Source organism: Streptomyces sp. NPDC111744, assembly GCF_055634995.1.
The window spans coordinates 656,085-674,604 of sequence record NZ_JBVKCG010000001.1; the positions used below are offsets into that span (position 1 = coordinate 656,085).

Consider the following 18,520-nt stretch of genomic DNA (forward strand, 5'->3'; position numbering starts at 1 on the left):
GCCCCGGAACCGGCGCCGACACCGCCGCCGGAGGCGAACCATCCACCGACTGGCCGACAATGACCCGGTGAACGACCTCCTCGCCCCCCTCCTCAGCCCCGAAGGCCGCGCCCTCCTCGCCGAGGTGCGCGGTACCGCGCCCGCCGACGAACTCGCCGTGGCCACCCGGCTGCGCCGCGAGCACCCCGCCGAGCTGGTGTCGGCGGCGCTCGCCCAGGCCCGGCTGCGGCAGCGGGCGGCGGCGAAGTTCGGGGACGCGGACGCGGACCGCATGTTCTTCACGCCGAACGGGGTCGAGCAGTCGACGCGGGCGAGCGTCGCCTCGTACCGGGCTCAGCGGCTGAAGGCGCTCGGGGTGACCTCGGTCGCCGACCTGTGCTGCGGGATCGGGGGCGACGCGATCGCCCTCGCACGGGCGGGGATCCGGGTGCTGGCCGTGGACCGGGACCCGGTGACGGCGGCCGCGGCGCGGGCGAACGCCGACGCGCTGGGGCTCTCCGGCCTGATCGAGGTACGGGAGGCGGACGTGACGGAGGTGGACACGGACGGCTACGACGCCGTGTTCGTCGACCCGGCCCGGCGCGGCGGCCGCGGCCGCATCTTCGACCCGGAGGCCTACTCACCGCCCCTGTCCTGGGCGATCGAGGCGGCCCGCGGGGCCGCGCACACCGCCGCGCTGAAGATCGCCCCCGGTGTCCCGCACGAGGCGGTCCCGGCGGACGCCGAGGCGGAGTGGATCTCGGACGCGGGCGATGTGAAGGAGGCGGTGCTGTGGTTCGGGACGGCGCCGGGGACGATCCGCGCCACCCTCCTGCCCGGCCCGCGCACCCTGCTCAGCAGGGGCCTGCCCGACCCTCAGGTCCGTCCGGTGGGGCGGTACCTGTACGAGCCCGACGGCGCCGTCATCCGCGCCCATCTGGTGGCCGAGGTCGCCGAGGAACTGGACGGCGGGCTGGTCGACCCGACGATCGCGTACATCACGGCCGACACACTGCGCGCCACCCCCTACGCGACGCCGTACGAGATCACCGACCGACTCCCCTTCAACGTGAAGAAGCTGAAGGCGCTGCTGCGGGAGCGCGGGGTCGGCACGCTCACCGTGAAGAAGCGCGGGTCGGCGGTGGAGCCGGAGGAGTTGCGCAGGAAGGTCAAGCCGCAGGGGCCGAACGCTGCGACCGTTTTCCTGACCCGGGTGGCGGGGGCGCCGACCATGCTCGTCGGCGCCCCCGCACCGGCTACTGGTGCTGAGCCGTCCTGAGCGAGCCGAGGTTCGGCCCGACGGCCGGACGGCCGGACTTGGTGGCGGCCGAGACGGGGTCACCGCCGTCCGTGCGCAGCGCGAACGTGCGCGCGGTGGAGGCGACGCCGTTGTAGTACGGCCGGTACACGAAGTCGTTCCCGCTCGCGCTGATCGACGAACCGGCCGTGTTCAGCGCGCCCATCGTGACCGAGCCGGTGTCGCCGAAGGCGATCGCGGACTGGGTGCCGGCGGACTCGCGCAGCAGATAGCTCTTGACCTCGTCGGACAGGGCGGGCCTGGAGGTCCACAGCACGGGGCCGTAGATGTTCATCGCCGAGCCCGCGGAGACCCCGTCCCGCCAGGAGCCGGCGTAGGCGAGGGCGACCTGGCCCGGGGCGGTCCACCAGAACTTGGCGACGGCCACCGACAGCGCCACGTTGTTGGCCCCGGTGATCGGGTAGTAGTAGTACGTCGACGGCCACTTGGAGAACGACGAATGGGTCAGCGCGTACTTCGCGTCCGACCCGACCGTGATGACCATGGTCTTCGCCGGGTTGAGGCTGTTGAGGTACGACTTCACCGACGACGTCAGCGACTTGCCGTTGGTCAGGACCACGCTGCCGGTGCTGCTGGTGCCCTCGGCGCCGGCCGCGGCGGCCGCCGGGAGCGCCGCCTGGTAGTCGGTGCCGCTGGCCAGGAAGACGTACGTCGGGCTGGTCGTGACCGTCTGCGCGGCCTTGACCGAGGTGTCGTAGCGGTCGGTGCCGGAGACCCGCTTGGGGACGTACCCGAGGGACTTCAGCTGCGTGGAGACGTTGGTGGTGAGGACCGAGGTCCCCCCGACCATCCAGACGTTCCCGCCCTTCTTCAGGGTGCGCTTCAGCTCGTTCCGCACCGCAGTCGACAGCCCGGTCTTCACGGTCGTCAGCACCGGGCCCTGCCGCTTGCCGGCGAGGGCGGTGGCGATCGGCGCGTCGGCCGAGTCGTCCTGGTTGAGCAGCACGGCGGACTTGGCGTCCAGCAGGCCCGCCTCGCTCTTGCCGACGGTGTTCCAGCTCCAGCGGGACGAGGCGATGTCGGTGGCGCCCGCGTCGGCGCCCCACACCCGGGCGGTGGTGTTCTTGCGCACCGGCTGCCAGCTGGGGTTGACGCTGAAGTTCTGCCCCGCCGTGTCCGCGACCTTGGTCAGCTCGCCGGTGGCCACGTCGGCGTACTCGACGGTGTGCACGTCGTCGCTGTTGGGCGAGGTGTGCGCGTCGAAGACGATCCGGGTACCGGTCGGCGACCAGGACGGGTTGGCGTACCAACGCGGTCCGGTGGTCAGCTGCTTGACGCCGGTGCCGTCCGCATTCGCCGTGAAGACCTGGTAGTTGCCGTCGGTGTCCTTGCGGACGAAGGCCAGCTTGGTGCCGTCGGGCGACCAGTCGGGCTGCTCGGCATCGGCCAGGACGCGCTTGACCGTCTTCGCGTCCGAGTCGTAGACGTAGACACCGGCATTGTCGTAGCAGCCGTAGTTGACGTTGCGCTGGAAGGCGACCAGACCCGACTCCGGGTTCACCGTCGGGTGGGTGTCGCAGACGGTGGACGGCTCCAGAGTGCTGCTGAGCAGCGGCTCGGGGGCCCACGACCCGTCCGAGGGACCGTAGGCGAGCTGCCCCGCGGTGGAGAAGACGACGTACCGGCCGCCCCAGCCGTAGGCGAGGTCCTCGTAGACGGCGCTGGAGCGGACGCCGTCCGCCCACGGCAGGGTGATCTTGGTGGAGCCGCTGGGGCGGTAGCTGGAGATCTGGCCCGCGCTGGTGACCAGCCTGCTGCCGTCCGGCGCCCAGGCGGCGTAGTCGCCTCCGACGCCCGGGATCTGTGTGGCGTTGCCCGTCGCCGGGTCGATCAGCATGCCCCCGTCGACGAGGATCTTGCCCTCGGTGCCGGGCCAGCTGCCGGCGTCGTCGGCGACGGCGCCCGGCGCGGTGGCCAGGGTGCCCATCGCGGCGAGTACCGCCGCGGTCGCGAGCGCCGCGGCACGGCGGCGCGTGAACATTCTCAAGTTGTCGACCCCCCATGGTCTACAGCCCCTGCACAGGGGCCGGGTCACTGTAGTGGCCAACTAGTGGCCATGGGAACAGAGTTACGAGTGAACAGCCGTGTGCTTCCAGGTTACGAAGCGCACTCCCGTGCCCTGGCCAGCAACAACTCCCGCTCCCGCTCGTTGCGCGCCAGTCCCGCCGCCCTTTCGAACTCCACGCGGGCCTCGGTCGTACGCCCGAGACGGGCGAGCAGGTCGCCGCGCACGCTGGGCAGCAAGTGGTAGTCACGGAGGGCTGGTTCGGCCGTCAGCGGCTCCACTATCGCCAGGGCCGCCGCCGGGCCGTCCGCCATCGACACGGCCACCGCCCGGTTCAACTCGACGACCGGGGACGGGGACCGGGCCGCCAGCAGACCGTACAGGGTGGCGATCGCCGTCCAGTCGGTCTCCTCGTAGGTGTACGCGTGCGCGTGGCAGGCGGCGATGGCCGCCTGGAGGGCGTACGGCCCCGGGGGGCCCGTCTCCGTGGCGCCGGCGCGGGCGAGCGCCCTGATCCCGCGGGCGATGAGCATGCGGTTCCAGCGGCGGCGGTTCTGGTCCCTGAGGAGGACCGGTTCGCCGTCGGGGCCGGTACGTGCGGCCGTACGGGAGGACTGGAATTCGAGGAGCGAGGTGAGGGCGTGCACCTCCGGTTCCTTCGGCATCAGGGAGGACAGGACGCGGGCCAGCCGCAGCGCGTCCTCGCACAGCGACGGGCGCAGCCAGTCGTCGCCCGCCGTGGCCGCGTACCCCTCGTTGTGGATCAGGTAGATGACGTCGAGCACGGAGCCGAGCCGGGCCTCGCGGTCCGGTCCGTACGGCACCTCGAAGGCGATGTTCCTGGTGGCGAGGGTGCGTTTGGCGCGGACGATGCGCTGGGCGATCGTCGGCTCGGGGACGAGGAAGGCGCGGGCGATCTCAACCGTGCTCAGACCGCCGAGGAGGCGCAGGGTGAGGGCGGTGCGGGCCTCCGGCGACAGCACCGGATGGCAGGTGGTGAAGACCAGGCGGAGCAGGTCGTCGTCGATGTCGTCCGGGTCGGTGGGCTCCTCCGGCGGGGCGGCCGTCTCCATGCCGCGGCCGATCTCCGCCAGCTTGCGGGCGTAGTTCTCCCGGCGCCGGACCAGGTCGACGGCGCGGTGGCGGGCGGTGGTCATGAGCCAGGCGCCCGGGTTGTCGGGCACCCCGTCCCGGGGCCACTGCTCCAGGGCGGCGACCAGCGCGTCCTGCGCCAGTTCCTCCGCGATGCCGACGTCCCGGACGATCCGGGCGACGCCGGCGATCACGCGGGGCGACTCCAGGCGGAAGACGGTCTCGATGGCGTGCCGGGGATCGGCGTCGGCGGAGGGCTGTGGTCTCACAGCCCCCCATTCGACACCCCCGGACGGCGGTACGCCAGGAGTGTCAGCCCTCCGCGATCTCCCGCACCTCGCAGGTCACCGTCCAGAACTCCTCGTGCACCTTGAGGAACCGCTTGGTCCACTCCAGGGCCTCGGCCTTGTCCTTGCACTGCATGATCGCGTAACCGCCGACGACCTCCTTGGACTCGGTGAACGGCCCGTCGGTGACGGAGATCTTCCCGCCCTCCCAGTGCACCCGGGTGCCCTGGGCGGTCGGCATGAGCCCTGCGGTGTCCAGCATCACGCCGGCCTTGGTGATCTCCTCGATCAGCTCGCCCATCCGCTGCATCAGCTCCTGGCTGGGGCCTTCGGCGGGGGCGGCGGCCTCGTCGATCTTCACGAGCGACAGGTAACGGGGCATGGTGACTCCTGGTATTCCGGTGCGGTGCGGGGTATCTCCCCGCCTCTCACCCTTGCGTCGAACGACCCGCCCCGGGATCGACACGCACGCCGAAATTCCCCGGAGTTTTTTCCGGCGCGGCTCCGGCTACTTCAGCGAGTCCCACAGTTCACTCGCCGCCGGCTCCTTCGCGACCACCCGGTTGGGGTCGGAGGGTGCGGTCACCACGGGCATCATCACCGTCCTGAGGTGGTCCGAGGTGAGGCCCTTCAGGCTCTGGCCGAGGCGCACCAGTTCGCTGAGCGAGTCCAGGCCCGTGTCGGTGGTGAGGCTGGCGGTGACCGCGTCGGCGACCTCGTAGAGCTTGGCCGGGTTGGTCAGGAGGCTGATGGAGGCCATCTGGTCCAGCAGGGCCTTGACCAGTTTCTGCTGGAGGCCGATCCGGCCGAGGTCGCTGCCGTCGCCTATGCCGTGCCGGGTGCGGGCGAGGGCCAGGGCCGTGGTGCCGTCGAGGTGGTGGGTGCCCTTCTTCAGGTGCAGATGGCTGTCGTCGTCGTCGATGTCCTGGCCGGTGGTCACGGTCACCCCGCCGAGCGCGTCCACCAGCTTCGCGAAGCCGGAGAAGTCGATCTCCAGGTAGTGGTCCATGCGGACCCCGGTGATCGACTCGACCGTCTTGACCGCGCACACCGCCCCGCCCACCGAGTAGGCGCTGTTGAACATCGCGTTGTAGGCGACGGACGTCGAGCCGCCGGAGGACAGCGGGCAGGAGGGGCGGGTGACGAGGGTGTCGCGGGGAATGCTGACGACGGTGGCCTCCGTGCGGCCCGCGTCTATGTGCACCACCATCGCCGTGTCGGAGCGGGCGCCCGAGCTGTCACCGCCGCCGAGTTTCTGGTTCTCCTTGCCACTGCGCGAGTCCGAGCCCAGCACCAGGATGTTGACGGAACCGGTGGGCAGCGGGGAGGCGGAGGCGGACGCGCTGGCCGTCGGAGTCGTCACCGCCTTCGCCGGGCGGTCGTCGCCGAGCGCGCTGTTGATGTCTACGCTCTTGATGTTGTCGTTGAGGTGCCAGTACACCCACCCCGCGCCCGCGATGCCCAGCGTCATGACCCCCGCCAGGGTGAGGCCGACGATCTTCAGCCCTCTCGACCGCCGGCCCACCCGTCTGCCCGCGCCGCCTTGCTCCTCGTGTCCCGTCACGAGACAGGAACGTAAGTCCGAATTATTAGGGGACTGTTAGCGCGAGCGCCGCAATGGCGTTTTCTTCGGAAAATCTCACTCTTCTCAGGCGTGGTTCAGCCCAGGGTCACGGACGGCAACGGATTGCTGACGCTCCAGGACCCGTTGAACCCGAAGGTCACCGAACCGCCTTCCGACACCGCTCCGTTGTAGGAGGCGTTCGCACAGGACACGGCCGTGCCCGACTGGGAGCAGGTCCCTGGCGGCGGCGAGGTCGCGCAGCGGGGTGTCGGCGGCGTGCGCCGCGGGCGCCGTGCACAGCAGCGCGGCGCCGGTGACGAGCGCCGCCAGGGACAAGCCCGTGGACCAGCCTGTTCTCAGAGGATCTCATTGCGGGTGCCTCCGAAACTTTCGGCCGTACAACCGATTGGCTTCGGAGGAGTGTGGAGACGCCCGCACCACCCGTCAATACGTCAACTTCCGGCCGGGCCCGCCTCAGCCGGGCATGGGCGCCGCCGTACTCGACCGCACCACCAGGCTGGTCGCCAGCTCCACCCGGGTCGCGGTGGTGGCCTCCTCCGCCCGCCCCATCTCCAGCACCAGCCGCGCCGCCGCCTCGGCCATCTCGGTGAGGGGCTGCCGTACGGTCGTCAGCGGCGGCCCCACCCAGCGGGCCACCGGCAGATCGTCGAACCCGACGATGCTCACGTCCTCCGGGATCCGCAGCCCCAGCTCGCGCGCGGCCTCGTACAGCCCGAGGGCCTGGAGGTCGTTGCCGGTGAAGACGGCGGTGGGCCGGTCGGGCATGCGCAGCAGCTCCAGGCCGAGCCGGTAGCCGGCGTCGTGGTGGAAGTCCCCGGCCTTGACCAGGCTCTGGTCGACGGGCAGCCCGGCGGTCTCCAGGGCGGCCCGGTAGCCGTCCACCCGGGCCCGGCTGCACATCATCCGGGAGGGCCCGCTGATGGCCCCGATGCGCCGGTGCCCCAACTCGACGAGATGCCGGGTGGCGGCCAGGCCCCCCTGCCAGTTCGTCGCCCCGATCGAGGGCACGTCGGGCCCCGGGTCCCCCGCCGGGTCCATCACCACGAACGGGATCGACCGGCTCAGCAGCAGCGCCCGCTGCGACTCGTCAAGCCCCGACAGCACCAGCACCACACCGTGCGGCCGTCGTGCCGCCACCTGGTCGGCCCAGGTCCGCCCCGGGGTGAGCCGTCCGGCGCTCTCGCTGAGCACCACGCTCAGCCCGGCGTCCCGGGCCACGTTCTCCACCCCCCGGATGACCTCCATCGCCCAAGCGCTCTCCAGCTCGTGGAAGACCAGGTCGATCAGCGGCGACCGGGAGGCCTCGGCGCGGCGCCGCCGGTAGCCGTAGGCGCGCAGCAGCTCCTCGACCCGGATGCGGGTCGCCGGAGCGACATCGGCACGCCCGTTGAGGACCTTCGAAACAGTCGGAGCGGACACGCCGGCCTCACGGGCGATTTCGGCGAGCGTCGCCGTCTGCGTTTCTGCGGGCTTGGGAGGCGTCATGCCCGCGATCGTATCCCTGCGCTCCCCCTTGACGAAGACCTTCGCACGCCATAGGTTCCCGGAACATTCGGTGTGTTGTACGAAACATTCGTGACGGGAGTTTCATGACCACCGCTCCTTGGCGAGACCCCGCACTGCCCGCCCCGGCCCGCGTCGACGACCTGCTCCCCCGGATGACCCTGGAGGAGAAGACCGCCCAGCTCTACGGCGTGTGGGTGGGCGCCGCCACGGACGGCGACGGAGTCGCCCCGCTGCAACGGGAGATGACCGCCGACTACGACTGGGACGAGCTGATCACCCGGGGCCTCGGCCAGCTGACCCGTTCCTTCGGTACCGCCCCGGTGGCCCCGGCGCTGGGCGCGCGCGCACTGGCCCGCGCCCAGCGCCGGATCACGGCCGCGGGCCGTTTCGGTATCCCGGCGATCGCCCACGAGGAGTGCCTGGCCGGCTTCACGGCCTGGCAGGCGACGGCCTACCCGGTCCCGCTCGCGTGGGGCGCCGCCTTCGACCCGCCGCTGGTCGAGGAGCTGGGCCGGCGCATCGGCGAGGACCTCCGCTCGGTCGGCGTCCACCAGGGCCTGGCCCCCGTCCTGGACGTGGTCCGCGACCCGCGCTGGGGGCGGGTCGAGGAGACGATCGGCGAGGATCCGTATCTGGTGGGCACGATCGGCACGGCCTACGTCCGGGGCCTGGAGTCGGCCGGGATCATCGCCACGCTGAAGCACTTCGCGGGTTACGCCTCCTCCGCCGGAGCCCGCAACCTGGCCCCGGTCCGGGCCGGGGTTAGGGAGTTCGCGGACGTCACCCTCCCCCCGTTCGAGATGGCGCTGCGCGACGGCGGGGCCCGCTCCGTGATGGCGGCGTACAACGAGACGGACGGCGTGCCGGCGTCCGCGGACCCGCGCCTGCTGACCGAACTGCTCCGCGACGAATGGGACTTCACGGGGACCGTGGTCGCCGACTACTTCGGCATCGGCTTCCTCCGGACGCTGCACAGGGTGGCGGGCACGGAGGCGGAGGCGGCGCAACTGGCACTGGCGGCCGGGATCGACGTCGAACTGCCGACCCTCAAGTGCTACGGCCGCCCGCTGGTGGCGGCGGTGCGGGAGGGCACGGTCCCCGAGTCCCTGGTGGACCGGGCGGTCCGCCGGGTGCTGCTCCAGAAGTGCGAACTGGGGCTGCTGGACGAGGACTGGGATCCGGAGCCGGACGGCCCGATCGACCTCGACTCGACCGCCAACCGCGACCTGGCCCGCCGTCTGGCGGAGGAGTCGGTCGTCCTGATGGACAACCCGGACGGCGTCCTGCCGCTGGCCCCCGACACCCGCATAGCGGTGGTCGGCCCGCGCGCGGCCGACGCCCTGGCCATGCTCGGCTGCTACTCCTTCCCGTCCCATGTCCTGGCCCACCACCCGGAGGCCGACCTGGGCATCGCCATCCCCACCGTCCTGGAGTCGCTGCGCGCCGAACTCCCTGACGCGAAGGTGACGTTCGCCGAGGGCTGCGACGTCTCCGGCCCGGACACCGCCGGCTTCGAGGAGGCGGTGGCACGCGCGGCCGAGGCGGACGTGTGCGTGGCGGTGCTCGGCGACCGGGCGGGCCTGTTCGGGCGGGGCACATCGGGCGAGGGCTGCGATGTCGCCGACCTGTCGCTGCCCGGCGTCCAGGCCGGCCTGCTGGACGCGCTGCTCTCGACGGGCGTCCCGGTGGTCCTGGTCCTCCTCACCGGGCGCCCGTACGCACTGGGCCGCTGGCAGGGCCGGCTCGGCGCGGTGGTGCAGGCGTTCTTCCCCGGGGAGGAGGGCGGCCCGGCGGTGGCGGGAGTGCTGTCGGGCCGTGTCAACCCGTCGGGGAGGCTGCCGGTGAGCGTCCCGCGGGTGCCCGGCGGCCAGCCCTGGACCTACCTCCAGCCCCCGCTCGGCCTGGCGGGCGAGGTCAGCAATCTGGACCCGACCCCGCTGTACCCGTTCGGGCACGGCCGCTCGTACACGACGTTCGCATGGGAGCTGGTCTCGCAGGGCACCGCCGAGATCGGCACGGACGGTTCGTACGACGTGACCGTGGCGGTCCGCAACACGGGCGAGCGGGCCGGCGCGGAGGTCGTGCAGCTGTATCTGCACGACCCGGTGGCGTCGGTGACCCGCCCGGACGTCCGCCTGATCGGCTACCGGCGGCTGGAGTTGGCACCGGGCAATTCGAGAAGGGTGACCTTCCGCTTCCACGCGGATCTGTCGGCGTTCACCGACCGGGAGGGTGCCCGGGTGGTGGAGCCGGGCGCGCTGGAACTGCGGGTGGGCGCTTCCAGCGCGGCGGCCCGAGGCACGGTACGGCTGCAACTGACTGGCCGGGTACGGCGGTTGGGGCAGGACCGGGTGCTGCGCTGCGAGACGGAGGTGGTCTGAGCGCAGTCGGGGCGCGCTGGACGACGGACCAGCACCAAGCGGATGGAACTGCCGTCGGCTGTCGCTGGGAGCCGTCGTCCTGGTGGTGAACGCCCTGCAGTGGGTGATCGCCGAAGCCGTCACCGCGGCGGCCTGGAACGATCCGCCCTACAACTACGCGTCAGCCTCGCCCACGCCGACCTCGGCACCGGGCCGCTCGCCGCGATGCGCGACGAACTCGGCCGCCATGTCGACGGCCTGGTGGAACGGGCCGTGGCCGCGGAAGCGGTCCGCGCGGACTTCGCCGGCTCCGACGTGTACGCCTACCTGTACATGGTCGGCGCCGTCGTGGACCGAACCACGACATCGCCCCCGACGCCCGGCGCCGCTACGCCGAGGTCTGCTGATCGGCTTCGGCCTGGAACCGGCCCCGACGGCCACACGTCCGCGATGACCGACGCCCAGATCCGACAGACGTGCCGAGGGCCTAGGGAGTCTCCACTCCGGCCGACTCGAAGCGCCAGCGGTGCACCGGCCGGGTCACCAGGTCTCCCGGCGGTTCGGGGAGTTCGGGGCGGTCCGAGTCGTCGTACAACCCGTCCCACCAGGTGATCACCAGGACCCGGTCCTGCGGTGCACGGAAGGTCTCCCGGCGCAGCGGGGCCTCGGGCAGGCTCTGTCGCCGCGCCCACGTCAGCAGCTCCGCGCCCCGTCCCGCCACCGCCCGCGCCTCCCACATCAACGCGACCGTCACGAGTAGAGGTTCTCCTTGCTGACCTCGTGCACATGGTCGTGGTCGTGGCCCGGGACATGCGGGTCCGTCACCGGCAGGGAACTGTCCGCCGAGAGGTCCCAGCCGGACGGGGTCCGGTTGCGCGCGACCATCTCGGCACCGAGGGCGGCCACCATCGCGCCGTTGTCGGTGCACAGCTTCGGGCGGGGGACGCGAAGCCGGATGCCCGCCGCCTCGCAGCGCTCCTGCGCGAGGGCGCGCAGCCGGGAGTTGGCGGCGACACCGCCACCGATCATCAGGTGGTCGACGCCCTCGTCACGGCAGGCCCGTACGGCCTTGCGGGTCAGGACGTCCACGACCGCCTCCTGGAAGGAGGCGGACACATCGCGGACCGGGACTTCTTCGCCCGCTGCTCGCTTGGCCTCGATCCAGCGGGCCACGGCGGTCTTGAGACCGGAGAAGGAGAAGTCGTACGCCGGGTCGCGCGGGCCGGTGAGGCCGCGCGGGAAGGCGATCGCCTCCGGGTCGCCCTCGCGCGCGTAGCGGTCGATGACCGGGCCGCCGGGGAAGCCCAGGTTCAGCACGCGGGCGATCTTGTCGAAGGCCTCGCCTGCCGCGTCGTCGATGGTCGCGCCGAGCGGCCGTACGTCGGAGGTGATGTCCGAGGAGAGCAGCAGGGAGCTGTGCCCACCGGACACCAGCAGGGCCATCGTCGGCTCCGGCAGCGGACCGTGTTCCAGCTGGTCGACGCAGATGTGGGAGGCGAGGTGGTTCACGCCGTACAGCGGCTTGCCGAGCGCGTACGCGTACGCCTTCGCCGCCGAGACGCCGACCAGCAGCGCGCCGGCCAGGCCGGGGCCTGCCGTGACCGCGATGCCGTCCAGGTCCTTCGCGCTCACGCCCGCGTCCTTCAGCGCACGCTCGATGGTGGGGACCATCGCCTCCAGGTGCGCCCGGGACGCCACCTCGGGCACCACTCCGCCGAAGCGGGCGTGCTCGTCGACGGACGAGGCGACGGCGTCGGCGAGCAGGGTGGTACCCCGGACGATGCCGACGCCGGTCTCGTCGCAGGAGGTCTCGATCCCCAGAACCAGGGGTTCGTCAGCCATTGGTCTCGGTTCCTTGTTCGGAGATGGGTCCGTCGGCGGGGCCACCGCCGGGCTTCGTCGTCAGGCGCATCACCAGGGCGTCCACGTTCCCCGGCTGGTAGTAGCCGCGTCTGAACCCGATGGGCTCGAAGCCGAACCGCTCGTAGAGCTTCTGCGCGCGGGTGTTGTCGACCCGGCACTCCAGCATGACCTCGGCGCACTCGAAGGAGGTCGCGGCCCGCAGCAGCTCGGTGAGCAGCTCCCCGCCGAGGCCGGTGCCCCAGTGGTCGCGGGCGACGGCGATGGTCTGGACGTCGCCGAGTTCGCCCTGGGCGGCCAGCCCCGCGTACCCCACGACCCGGCCGTCCTCCAGGGCGACCACGTACCGCCGGGTCGCCTCCGGGCCCCTCGCGTGCGCCAGCTCGGACCAGAACATCCCCCGCGACCAGGCGTCCTCGGGGAACAGGCCCTTCTCCAGCTCAAGGACCTGGTCGATGTCCCACCAGCGCATCTCGCGCAACTGTGCGGTCACTTCGGCGTGACCACCTTGTAGTTCTTGGGCACCTGGGCGTCCGGACGGCGCAGATACAGCGGCCGGGGCGCCGGCAGTTCCTCGCCCGCGGCCAGCCGCTCGGCGGCGAGCGAGGCGAGGGCGGCCGCGGAGATGTGCTCGGGTTCGTGCGCGACCGGGAAGGTGCCGGGGTAGAGCAGCGCCCCGGCCCCGACGGCGGGCAGACCGGCGACCTGCTCGGCGATGTCGTCCGGCCGGTCGACGGCCGGATCCGTGAGCCGGGTGCGCGAGTCGGCGTACGTCGCCCAGTAGACCTCTTTGCGGCGGGCGTCGGTCGCCACCACGAACGGGCCCTTCTCGACGTCGGCCGCGTAGGCGAGCCCGTCGAGCGTGCACAGGCCGTGCACGGGCACGCCCAGCGCGAGCCCGAAGGTGTCCGCGGTCATCAGACCGACCCGCAGCCCGGTGTAGGGACCGGGACCGACGCCTACGACGATCCCGGTGACGGCGTCCAGGTTCACCCCGGCCTCGGTGAGAACACGGTCGACGGCCGGCAGCAGCAGCTCGCCGTGCCGGCGCGCGTCCACCTGACTCGACGAGGCGATGACGGCCTCACCGTCGTGCAACGCGACGGTGACGGCGGGGGTGGCGGTATCGAGAGCGAGCAAGAGCACGCGAACAGCCTACGGCTCCGGCGCCGCGAGCACGGCCGCCAGGGGCGGACGGTCACTGGCTGCTACCGTCTGTACGAAGTACGACATATACGGCGAGTCAGAGGTGGCGCACGTGTCAGGGACCAGCTCGGGAATCGTGGCCGGCCTCACCGCGGCGGCCGTCGGGGCGGTCGGTCTCCTCGCCTACCAGGCCTCTGCCACCGTCCCGCCCGGCCTCGGCAGCAGGCCCGCGTCGAGCCCCGCCCCAGGAGCGGAAGCGGCCAAGGCGCCCCGGGACCAGCGCCACCCCACCGCCCTGCCGAACAACTCCGGAACGGGTGAACGGGTGGTGTACTCGGTGGACGACGACCGGGTCTGGCTCGTCAACGAGCACAACCGCGTCGAGCGCACCTTCACGGTGAAGCCGGGCACGATCGACCCGCTTCCGGGCGCCTACTGGGTGTCGTCCCGCTCCAAGGCGGTCACGGGTACGGACGGTCTGCCCATCGAGCACGTGGTCCGCTTCTCCACCACGAAGGACGGCTCGGCGATCGGCTTCAGCGCGGTCACCGGCAACGCGGTGACGGAGACCCCCGACCCGACGGTGAGAACGGGCGGCATCCGCGAAACCCGAGCCGACGGCGACGCGATGTGGAACTTCGCGACGATCGGGGTGAAGGTGATGGTGATCCGCTGACACCAGGGCCGATCTTTCCAGCGGCCCTGAGGGAACGTCGGCCGAACCCCGCCTACGCGGCCTTGCGGCGCTGCTCGACTCGCCTCGACACCGGCTCCGGCGCTCTCGGCGGCCGAGACACCGCGTCAGCGGCCGCACAGGAGGCCAGCAGCTCGCGCATGGAGACTCCGGCGACCGCGAACGGCCGCCGCTCCTTGGACTGGGACGCGGGCATGGACGCCTCCTGAGCTGCGGGGGCGGATGAAGTTAGGCACACCTAACTACAGGCTGGATACCATGTGACCACGCCCGGGACACGAAACGCAATATCTTGCCGACGCCTCGTCGGAACGTTGACGCGGTCCTCAGGCCGACAGCGCCCCCAGATCCACCCCGGCCCACCGCTCCCCGAGCCCCGTCAGGGTCACGTGCCGTACCTCGTCCGTCGTGTCCCCGACGGCCCGATGAATCCGTACGGCGAGCCGGTCCTCGGTCAGTTCCTCGACCTTGCCCTCGCCCCACTCCACGACGATCACCGACTCGGGCAGCGAGACGTCGAGGTCCAGGTCCTCCATCTCGTCGAGCCCGCCGCCCAGGCGGTACGCGTCGACGTGGACGAGCGGCGGCCCCTCCCCGAGGGACGGATGGACGCGGGCGATCACAAAGGTCGGGGAGGTGACGGCCCCGCGCACACCGAGCCCCTCGCCCAGCCCGCGGGTGAGCGTCGTCTTGCCGGCGCCGAGTTCCCCGCTGAGCATCACGAGGTCACCGGCGCGCAGCAACTTGGCCAGTCGGCGGCCCAGCTCCCCCATCTGTTCGGGAGAATTGATGATCAACTCCGTGCCATGGCGGCCGGCTGCGGCCCCGGCCAGGTCGTCGGCCCCGGCCCCCGCCAGGTCGTCAGCCTGGCTGTGCCGTGCTGCTGGTGCTTCCATAGCCACTTACCGTAGCCCCTGCCGGCACGGCACCCGCGCGGGTGAGCAGGTCGGCGAGGCGGTCGGTGACCACTTCCGGATGTTCCAGCATGACCAGGTGGCCGGCGTCCGGGACGAGCACCAGTTCGGCGTCGGGCAGCAGATCGGCGATGACCTCGCTGTGCTCGCTGGGGGTGACGAGGTCCTGCACCCCGGCCAGCACCAGCACCGGCATGTCCTGGAAGTAGGCGAGCGCGGCGGTCTTGTCGTGGTCGGAGAAGGCCGGATAGAACTCCGCGACCACGTCGATGGGGGTGGACTCGATCATCCGCTCGGCGAACCGCTCGATCGCCGGGTCCACGTCCCGGGACGCGAACGAGTACCGCTTGATGATCCCGGCGAACAGATCGGCGGTGGCCCGCCGCCCCCTCTCCACCAGCGCGGCCTGGGTACCCAGCGCCTTCAGCACTCCGGGCAGCGCCCAGCGCACCGCGTTGACGCCGGCGACGGGCAGCCCGAAGTTGACCTCGCCGAGCCGCCCGGACGACGTACCGACGAAGGCGGTGGCGACGACCCGCTTCCGGATCAGCTCGGGGTACTGCGCGGCCAGTGCCATCACCGTCATCCCGCCCATCGAGTGCCCGACCAGCACGATCGGCCCCTCGGGGACGGCCGCGTCGAGTACGGCCTTCAGGTCCCGGCCCAGTTGGTCGATGGTGAGCGGAGTGCCGCCCTGGTGCTGGGCGACGCCCCGCCCGGAGCGGCCGTGGCTGCGCTGGTCCCAGTGCACGGTGCGAACGACCCCCCGCAGGGCCGCCCGCTGGAAGTGCCAGGAGTCCTGACTGAGGCAGTAGCCGTGGCTGAAGACGACGGTCACGGGGGCGGGGCACTTACGGCCGAAGAGCCGGCGGCGGCGCGGGGAGACGGCCGCGCCCAGGTCGGGCTCCACCTCGTCGACCTCGTAGTACAGCTCGGTGCCGTCGTCGGAGGTCGCCTTGCCGGGGGTGCCGCGCAGGGTGCCGTACGGTCCCGCCGAGTCGAGGGCCAGCCGGGCCTTGCGGCGCATCCCGCGGCCGACGGTCATCCGCTCCAGGGCGACCCCCGCGGCCGCCCCGGCGGCGAGCACGCCTATGGCGGCCCCGGCGACACCGGTCACCTTGCGCCAGCCCCCAGCCGCCGCGGCGGAGGCGACGGCCACCGCGGCGGCGTCCGCTACGGCCTCCGCACTGCTCTCGCTCACGTACCGCTCCTCTTCGCCGTACTGCAGTTCGCTCGTTCGGTTATACGGGTGATGCTGACGAGGTGACTGTTGCGGGTTGGTTACAGATGTCACTGTTGTTACGAGTGCCGCTTTTGTTACAGGTGTAACCGGGTTCTGCCCCTGCCGAACCCCGGAGGTCAGCCGCCGTCCCCTGGTTCTTGCCCACTCGGTTCCCCGTTCACATAGACGCGGGGAACCCGGGTTCCGATGCGGGTGACGATTTCGTATGCGATCGTGCCCGCGGCCTGGGCCCAGTCCTCGGCGGTGGGCTCGCCCCGGTCGCCCGGGCCGAAGAGCACGGCCTCGGAGCCGACTTCGGGCTCGTCGCCGCCGAGGTCGACGACGAACTGGTCCATGGCGACGCGCCCGGCGACCGTCCGCCACTTGCCGCCGACCAGCACCGGTCCGGTGCCGGAGGCGTGGCGCGGGATGCCGTCCGCGTAGCCGACGGGGACCAGCCCGAGGGTGGTCTCGCCCGGTGTGACGTACTGGTGCCCGTAGCTCACGCCGTGGCCGCCCGGGACGTGCTTCACCAGGGCGAGGGAGGCGGAGAGGGTCATCACCGGGCGCAGCCCGAAGTCGGCCGCGCTGCCCAGCTCGGGGCTGGGCGAGAGGCCGTAGAGGGCGATACCCGTGCGGACCAGGTCGAAGTGGGACTCGGGAAGGGTGAGGGTGGCCGGCGAGTTGGCGATGTGCCGCACCTCGGGGCGCACGCCCCGCTCCTCGGCGTACCCGAGCATCTCGCGGAAGAGGGTGAGCTGGGCGGCGATGGAGGGATGGCCGGGCTCGTCGGCGCAGGCGAAGTGGGACCACATACCGGTGATCCGGATCAGCCCCGCCTCCTCGGCGTGCCGGGCCGCGCCGACCAGCGCGGGCCAGTCGTCGGGCTGGCAGCCGTTGCGCCCGAGGCCGGTGTCGGCCTTGAGCTGCACGCGAGCGGGACGGCCGGCCTCCCCGGCCGCCGCCACCACCTCACGCAGGGCCCACATCCCGCTCACCGACACGTCGAGGTCGGCCTCGACGGCCTCCCGCCACGGGCCGCCCGGGGTCCACAGCCAGCACATGATCCGCACGTCAGCGGGAAGCCCGGGATCCGCGCGCAGCGCCAGGGCCTCCTCGGGGGTGGCCGTACCGAGCCAGCTCGCGCCCGCCTCGACGGCCGCGCGGGCACACCGGACGGCCCCGTGGCCGTACGCGTCGGACTTGATCACGGCCATCAGGGCCGCGCCCGGCGCGAGGGCGCGCAGGGTCCGTGCGTTGGCCCGCAGGGCGGCCAGATCGATCTCGGCGCGGGCGCGCAGGGGCGCGGTCGGTGCAGTCGCTGTCTCACTCATCGCGCCCCCAGTGTCTCAGAGGCCTCTGACAGCACTCCGGCACAGGCCCCGGTACGGGCCCCGGCGCGGGCCCCGGTCACTCTCGGGTACCCGCCGGGCGGCGGATCAGGTACCCGTCCGGTGCCCCCACACGTACACCTTGTCGCCCTTCTTCAGCACGTCCCACAGCTTCTTCGCGTCGCCGAGCTTGAGGTTCACACAGCCCCAGGAGCCGACGGTGGTGTAGATGGAGCCGTAGACGGCGTGGAAGGCCTGGCCGCCGTCGAAGAACTGGGCGTACGGCATGGGCGAGTTGTAGAGCGTGGACCAGTGGTTCTTGTGCCGCCAGTAGACGGAGTGCCACCCGGCCCGGGTCGCGTACCCCTTCCGCCCGCTGCGCATCTGCACCGGCCCGAAGACGACCTTGCTGCCCTTCTGCACCCAGGTGACCTGCCGGTTGAGATCGACGCAGGCGACCCGGTACGACTTCACGGGGCAGTTCTTCTTGGCGTTCGGGTTCTTCTTCGCCGACAGGAGCATCATCTGGTACCAGGTCACGGGCCCCGCGAACCCGATCGCCGGCTTGATCTTGTACTTCTTCTGGAACGTCTGGATGGCCTTGCAGTCGGACACGGACTGCTTCCCGTCCACCTTCAGCTTCAGCCACTGCTCGATCTGCCGCTGGTACGGCCCGGTCAGCTTGGAGCAGCTCACCTTGGAGACGGCGTCGCTGAGCGGCACGTACTCGACGAGGTCGTACGCCCCCGGCGCCGCCGCCTTGGGCTCGACGGCGTCCTCCTCGGCGCTGGGCGTGTACACCTTCGGCGGCAGCATCTGGTCGGGGGTGTCGACCTGCCAGGACTGCCCGGGGCCGGGCGCGACCCCGGGCACCAGGTCCGACTCGGCGATGGCGGCGGGGGGTTTGGGAGCGGTGTCCGCGGCGACACTTCCGGCCCCCAGGCAGAGAACGGCCACGGATGCGACGAGGGTACCGGCGGCCCCGCGCGCAAACCCGTACCGATGACGCGTGATTCGTCCACTAATCATGCGATCAGACAACCCCGAGCCCCTGGGAATCCGGGGGAGCCGCGCGGCCAGGTCACCCGACGGATGCACGTGCCTCCGGCGGGACGGGGGACACTGGCTGCGGCACCCGCAACCATCCAGCCGACGCGAGCGGGGCGCCCTTCCGCGACACGGGGGCCCACTCCGCGGCCGAGGCGAGCGGGGCGCCTCTTC

At 71.9% G+C, this 18,520-nt stretch carries 17 protein-coding genes and 1 pseudogene; 3 read left to right on the forward strand and 15 right to left on the reverse strand.

Annotated elements, in window-relative coordinates; all coding sequences use genetic code 11:
- Positions 1–67: 67 nt before the first annotated feature.
- Positions 68–1,258: a THUMP-like domain-containing protein gene (locus ACZ7OO_RS03070; RefSeq protein ID WP_471500893.1), complete on the forward strand. Its 1,191-nt coding sequence runs from the start codon at positions 68–70 to the stop codon at positions 1,256–1,258.
- Here the strand turns inward: ACZ7OO_RS03070 and ACZ7OO_RS03075 are convergent.
- The 6 genes and pseudogenes from ACZ7OO_RS03075 to ACZ7OO_RS03100 form a co-directional block, all read right to left on the reverse strand.
- A complete protein-coding gene (locus ACZ7OO_RS03075; RefSeq protein WP_471500895.1) occupies positions 1,236–3,278 on the reverse strand; it encodes a cell wall-binding repeat-containing protein in 2,043 nt (680 codons plus the stop codon). The genes ACZ7OO_RS03070 and ACZ7OO_RS03075 overlap by 23 nt on opposite strands.
- 116 nt (positions 3,279–3,394) lie before the next feature.
- Positions 3,395–4,663, reverse strand: coding sequence for an RNA polymerase sigma factor (locus ACZ7OO_RS03080; RefSeq protein WP_471500897.1), 1,269 nt, complete (start codon positions 4,661–4,663; stop codon positions 3,395–3,397).
- Between the two features lie 43 nt (positions 4,664–4,706).
- Entirely contained in the window at positions 4,707–5,063 is a 357-nt protein-coding gene (locus ACZ7OO_RS03085; protein WP_471500899.1) for a YciI family protein, read from the reverse strand.
- Positions 5,064–5,189: 126 nt separating this feature from the next.
- Positions 5,190–6,245 carry an LCP family protein gene (locus tag ACZ7OO_RS03090; protein ID WP_471500901.1) on the reverse strand — a complete coding sequence of 352 codons (1,056 nt, stop codon included), beginning with the start codon at positions 6,243–6,245 and terminating at the stop codon, positions 5,190–5,192.
- Between the two features lie 95 nt (positions 6,246–6,340).
- Positions 6,341–6,481 (reverse strand): annotated as a pseudogene (locus tag ACZ7OO_RS03095) (cellulose binding domain-containing protein); the annotation flags it as partial.
- Between the two features lie 238 nt (positions 6,482–6,719).
- Positions 6,720–7,751: a LacI family DNA-binding transcriptional regulator gene (locus ACZ7OO_RS03100; protein WP_471500903.1), complete on the reverse strand. Its 1,032-nt coding sequence runs from the start codon at positions 7,749–7,751 to the stop codon at positions 6,720–6,722.
- Positions 7,752–7,855: 104 nt separating this feature from the next.
- Between ACZ7OO_RS03100 and ACZ7OO_RS03105 the strand changes: the two genes are divergently transcribed.
- A complete protein-coding gene (locus ACZ7OO_RS03105; RefSeq protein WP_471500905.1) occupies positions 7,856–10,153 on the forward strand; it encodes a beta-xylosidase/alpha-l-arabinosidase in 2,298 nt (765 codons plus the stop codon).
- A 466-nt stretch (positions 10,154–10,619) separates the two neighbouring features.
- Here ACZ7OO_RS03105 and ACZ7OO_RS03110 read toward each other — a convergent pair whose 3' ends face one another.
- From ACZ7OO_RS03110 to tsaB, 4 genes are read right to left on the reverse strand one after another with little or no spacing between them, the layout of a single operon-like run.
- Positions 10,620–10,886: a hypothetical protein gene (locus ACZ7OO_RS03110; RefSeq protein ID WP_471500907.1), complete on the reverse strand. Its 267-nt coding sequence runs from the start codon at positions 10,884–10,886 to the stop codon at positions 10,620–10,622.
- Positions 10,883–11,974 (reverse strand): tRNA (adenosine(37)-N6)-threonylcarbamoyltransferase complex transferase subunit TsaD, encoded by a 1,092-nt coding sequence (gene tsaD, locus ACZ7OO_RS03115; protein ID WP_471500909.1) that lies wholly within the window; start codon positions 11,972–11,974, stop codon positions 10,883–10,885. The genes ACZ7OO_RS03110 and tsaD overlap by 4 nt, the downstream gene beginning before the upstream one ends.
- Positions 11,967–12,464 (reverse strand): ribosomal protein S18-alanine N-acetyltransferase, encoded by a 498-nt coding sequence (rimI, locus tag ACZ7OO_RS03120; RefSeq protein WP_352223104.1) that lies wholly within the window; start codon positions 12,462–12,464, stop codon positions 11,967–11,969. The genes tsaD and rimI overlap by 8 nt, the downstream gene beginning before the upstream one ends.
- Positions 12,465–12,481: 17 nt before the next feature.
- A complete protein-coding gene (tsaB, locus tag ACZ7OO_RS03125) occupies positions 12,482–13,138 on the reverse strand; it encodes a tRNA (adenosine(37)-N6)-threonylcarbamoyltransferase complex dimerization subunit type 1 TsaB (protein ID WP_471500911.1) in 657 nt (218 codons plus the stop codon).
- Between the two features lie 112 nt (positions 13,139–13,250).
- On the opposite strand from tsaB, the gene ACZ7OO_RS03130 reads away from it, so the two are divergent.
- Positions 13,251–13,814: a hypothetical protein gene (locus tag ACZ7OO_RS03130; protein WP_471500913.1), complete on the forward strand. Its 564-nt coding sequence runs from the start codon at positions 13,251–13,253 to the stop codon at positions 13,812–13,814.
- 52 nt (positions 13,815–13,866) lie between these two features.
- Here ACZ7OO_RS03130 and ACZ7OO_RS03135 read toward each other — a convergent pair whose 3' ends face one another.
- The 5 genes from ACZ7OO_RS03135 to ACZ7OO_RS03155 form a co-directional block, all read right to left on the reverse strand.
- Entirely contained in the window at positions 13,867–14,028 is a 162-nt protein-coding gene (locus ACZ7OO_RS03135) for a hypothetical protein (RefSeq protein ID WP_471500915.1), read from the reverse strand.
- A gap of 130 nt (positions 14,029–14,158) precedes the next feature.
- Positions 14,159–14,728 carry a tRNA (adenosine(37)-N6)-threonylcarbamoyltransferase complex ATPase subunit type 1 TsaE gene (tsaE, locus tag ACZ7OO_RS03140; protein WP_471500917.1) on the reverse strand — a complete coding sequence of 190 codons (570 nt, stop codon included), beginning with the start codon at positions 14,726–14,728 and terminating at the stop codon, positions 14,159–14,161.
- Positions 14,694–15,947: an alpha/beta fold hydrolase gene (locus ACZ7OO_RS03145; RefSeq protein WP_471500919.1), complete on the reverse strand. Its 1,254-nt coding sequence runs from the start codon at positions 15,945–15,947 to the stop codon at positions 14,694–14,696. The genes tsaE and ACZ7OO_RS03145 overlap by 35 nt, the downstream gene beginning before the upstream one ends.
- Positions 15,948–16,105: 158 nt before the next feature.
- A complete protein-coding gene (alr, locus tag ACZ7OO_RS03150; RefSeq protein ID WP_471500921.1) occupies positions 16,106–17,302 on the reverse strand; it encodes an alanine racemase in 1,197 nt (398 codons plus the stop codon).
- Positions 17,303–17,407: 105 nt separating this feature from the next.
- A complete protein-coding gene (locus tag ACZ7OO_RS03155) occupies positions 17,408–18,328 on the reverse strand; it encodes a L,D-transpeptidase (RefSeq protein ID WP_471500923.1) in 921 nt (306 codons plus the stop codon).
- Between the last annotated feature and the right edge of the window lie 192 nt (positions 18,329–18,520).

Coding starts and splice junctions, on each gene's coding strand:
- ACZ7OO_RS03075 (WP_471500895.1), bottom strand. CDS start 3,278: ATGTTCACGCGCCGCCGTGCCGCGGCGCTCGCGACCGCGGCGGTACTC.
- ACZ7OO_RS03085 (WP_471500899.1), bottom strand. CDS start 5,063: ATGCCCCGTTACCTGTCGCTCGTGAAGATCGACGAGGCCGCCGCCCCC.
- ACZ7OO_RS03100 (WP_471500903.1), bottom strand. CDS start 7,751: ATGACGCCTCCCAAGCCCGCAGAAACGCAGACGGCGACGCTCGCCGAA.
- ACZ7OO_RS03105 (WP_471500905.1), top strand. CDS start 7,856: ATGACCACCGCTCCTTGGCGAGACCCCGCACTGCCCGCCCCGGCCCGC.
- tsaD (WP_471500909.1), bottom strand. CDS start 11,974: ATGGCTGACGAACCCCTGGTTCTGGGGATCGAGACCTCCTGCGACGAG.
- rimI (WP_352223104.1), bottom strand. CDS start 12,464: ATGCGCTGGTGGGACATCGACCAGGTCCTTGAGCTGGAGAAGGGCCTG.
- ACZ7OO_RS03135 (WP_471500915.1), bottom strand. CDS start 14,028: ATGCCCGCGTCCCAGTCCAAGGAGCGGCGGCCGTTCGCGGTCGCCGGA.
- tsaE (WP_471500917.1), bottom strand. CDS start 14,728: ATGGAAGCACCAGCAGCACGGCACAGCCAGGCTGACGACCTGGCGGGG.
- alr (WP_471500921.1), bottom strand. CDS start 17,302: ATGAGTGAGACAGCGACTGCACCGACCGCGCCCCTGCGCGCCCGCGCC.
- ACZ7OO_RS03155 (WP_471500923.1), bottom strand. CDS start 18,328: ATGATTAGTGGACGAATCACGCGTCATCGGTACGGGTTTGCGCGCGGG.